Here is a 3,209-nt window from a genome sequence, read left to right on the forward strand (position 1 = left end):
AACACCTCGGGCGCGATCCTGAACTGGAACAGCTTCTCGATCGGCGCGCAGAACGCGGTCAACTTCGTGCAGCCCAGCAGCACGAGCAAGGTGCTGAACCGGGTGACGGGCAACGACCCGTCCAGCATCCTGGGCAGCCTGTCCAGCAACGGCCAGGTGTGGCTGCTGAACCCCAACGGCGTGCTGTTCGGGCAGGGCGCGCGCGTCAACGTGGCCAGCCTGGTGACCTCCACGCTGAACCTCAACGATGCGGACTGGACGGCCGGGCGCTATGTCTTCAGCGCCCCGGTCAGTGGAAGTAACGGAGTAGCTGCAGGCATCACCAATCAGGGCGAGATCCGCAGCGCGGCCGGCGGGCAGGTGATGCTGATCGGCGCCGGCGAGGTGCGCAACGAAGGGATCATCGAGGCCAGCGGCGGGCAGATCGTGCTGGCCGCGGGAGCCAGCGTGGAGCTGGTGGACACCGCGTCCCCGCGCTTCAGCGTGAAGGTCTCGGCGCCGCAGGGCGAGGTGCTGAACCTGGGGCAGATCAATGCCGCGGGCGGGCGCATCGACGTGGTGGCGGCCAGCGTGAACCAGCAGGGCATCGTGCGGGCGGACTCGCTGGGCAGCGGCCCGGGCGGGGAGATCGTCATCAACGCCGCGAGCCAGCGGCTGACGCTGGCGGCGGGCAGCCGCACCAGCGCGGATGGGGCCAGCGGCGGCAGCGTGCAGCTGCTGGGCACGCAGGTGGCGCTGATGGACGGCGCCAGCGTCAGCGCGAGCGGCGCGGCCGGCAGCGGCGGCACCGTGCTCGTGGGCGGCGGCGTGCAGGGGCAGGACCTTGCGGTGCCCAATGCCGACGCGGTGTACTTCGCGCCGGGCGCCAGCATCGCGGCCGATGGCGGCGGCACGGGGCAGGGCGGGCACATCGTGCTGTGGAGCAACAGCGCGACGCGGGCCTTCGGCAGCTTGAGCGCCCATGGCGGCGCGCAGGGCGGTGACGGCGGGCTGATCGAGACCTCCGGCGGCTGGCTCGATGCGCGGCCCGCGAAGGTGGACGTGTCGGCGCCGCACGGCAAGGCTGGCACCTGGTTGCTCGACCCCCACGACATCACCATCTCCGACAGCGTCTCCGACTCGGGTACCGACGCCAGCTTCAACGCCACCGCCGACAGCTCCACCATCTCCTCGGCCACGCTGGCCGCCGCGCTGTCGGCGGGCTCGGCGGTGACGGTGCAGACCGGCAGCGGCGGCTCGCAAAGCGGAACGATCACGGTCAGCGACGCCAATATCGTCATCACCAGCGCCTCGCCGGGCAGCCTCTCGCTGATCGCCGACGCGAACATCAATGTGTTCGACTCGGTGATCCAGAGCCAGAACCCGATGCCGGTCTCGCTGAAGGCGGGCCGCAGCGGCAGCGGCGCGATCGACATCTCCAACAGCACCATCGCCAGCGGCGGTGGCGCGATCACGCTGGGCGGCTTCGGCTCCGGCACGCAGACCTACTTCGGTTCCACCTCGGTGTTCTTCGACGCCGCCTCGGTGTCCTACGGCGGCGCCATCACGCTGGAGAACGGCAGCATCCTCGACGGCGGCGGCACCGGCTCGGTCAGCCTCAAGGGCAACGGCACCAGCTACGGCGTGGAGATCTCCAGCTCGGTGATCCGCCACGCGGCCGACCTGTCGATCATCGGCAGCGGCGGCTCGACGGCCGGCGTGCTGGTGGCCGGCTCCTCGCTGGCCAGCGTGGGCGCGATGACGGTGCTGGGCAACGCGCAGACCGGCAAGGGCCTGTCGATCACCGGCGTGAGCGTGCTGCGGGTCGAGTCCACCGACGGCAGCGGCCCGGCGCTGAACCTGCAGGGCAATTCCAGCCTGGGCGGCCGGGGCGTCGAGATCACCTCGGCCGGCACGCTGGTGCAGGGCGGCACCAACAGCAACCTGACGATCTACGCCACCAATGGCCCGAGCGGCAGCTTTGTCGACACCACGCTGGCGCTGGCCGGCACCTTCGACAACAGCCTGGGCGCCAGCATCACGCTGGAGGCCCACACGCTGGACAGCCAGTACCCGGCCACCGTCAAGCTGACCAATGCCAACGTGACCGGCGGCTACGGCTCGGTGATGCTGGTCGGCGCCGGCACGCTGCAGCTCAAGAACACGCAGATCAGCGCGCCCTCGCAGGTGATGGTCGAGGCCGACAACGTCACGCTGGACACCGGTACCACGATCACCAGCAGCACCGACGGGCTGAACACGACCGACGCCATCGTCATCAGCGGCAGCGACGGCAGCCACGCGGTCAGCAGCTTCTTCAACATCGCCGGTTCCACGGCGCTGCAGGCCACCGGCGGCAACGGCGCGCGCTGGATCGTCTGGGCCGACGACGTGCTGGACGCGCAGCGATTCTCCGGCGGCAACCTGGACTACGGCTTCACCGTGCACAGCGCGCAGTCCACCAGCGCGGCCTCGCCCTACACCGGCAACGCCTTCCTCTCCACCCAGGCCAAGACGGCGACCGCCTCGGCCGACGACGCCAGCCGCGCCTACGACGGCACGCGCAACGTGCCGCTGAGCAACCTGGCCATCAGCGGGCCGGGCGGCGCCGTTGGCACGCTGGTCGACCCGAGCTTCGTGCAGTACGCCAGCAAGGACGTCAACGGCAGCGGCATCGTCTTCGACGGCTCCGGCGTGACCTACGTGGACAGCAACAGCAAGCCGGTCTACGGCATGGGGCTGAACAGCACGCTGACCGGCACGATCACGCCCAAGGCGATCACCGCCACGCTGAGCGTGACCGACAAGACCTACGACACCACGACGAGCGCCACCGTCGGCGTGGTCGGCCTCAACGGCCTGGTGGGCAGCGAGACGCTGGGCAGCAGTGCCACCGGCACCTTCGCCGACCCGCATGCGGGCCAGGGCAAGGCGGTGACGGCCACCGTCACGCTCAGCGACGGCAGCGGCGGCCTGGCCGCCAACTACTCGATCGGCACGACCATGGCCACCGGCAACATCCTGCCGGCGCCGGTGACGATCAGCGGCGTCACGGCCGTCGACAAGGTCTATGACGCGACGACGGTCGCCGCCCTGACCGGCACCGCGGTGGTGACGGCGCTGGGCGGCGATACCCTGTCCGTCGGCGGCACGGCCACGGCCGCCTTCGCCGACAAGAACGTCGGCACGGCCAAGCCGGTCATCGTCACCGGCTTCACGCTGACCGGCGC

At 70.6% G+C, this 3,209-nt stretch carries 1 protein-coding gene; it reads left to right on the top strand.

Features of this window, described 5'->3' with window-relative positions; translation table 11 throughout:
* A partial coding sequence (locus tag B0W88_RS30780; RefSeq protein WP_077038293.1) for a YDG domain-containing protein occupies positions 1-3,209 on the top strand: 3,209 nt, incomplete at both ends.

Origin of the sequence: Pelomonas sp. KK5 (assembly GCF_001984095.1) — a bacterium.
Classification (GTDB): domain Bacteria; phylum Pseudomonadota; class Gammaproteobacteria; order Burkholderiales; family Burkholderiaceae_C; genus KK5.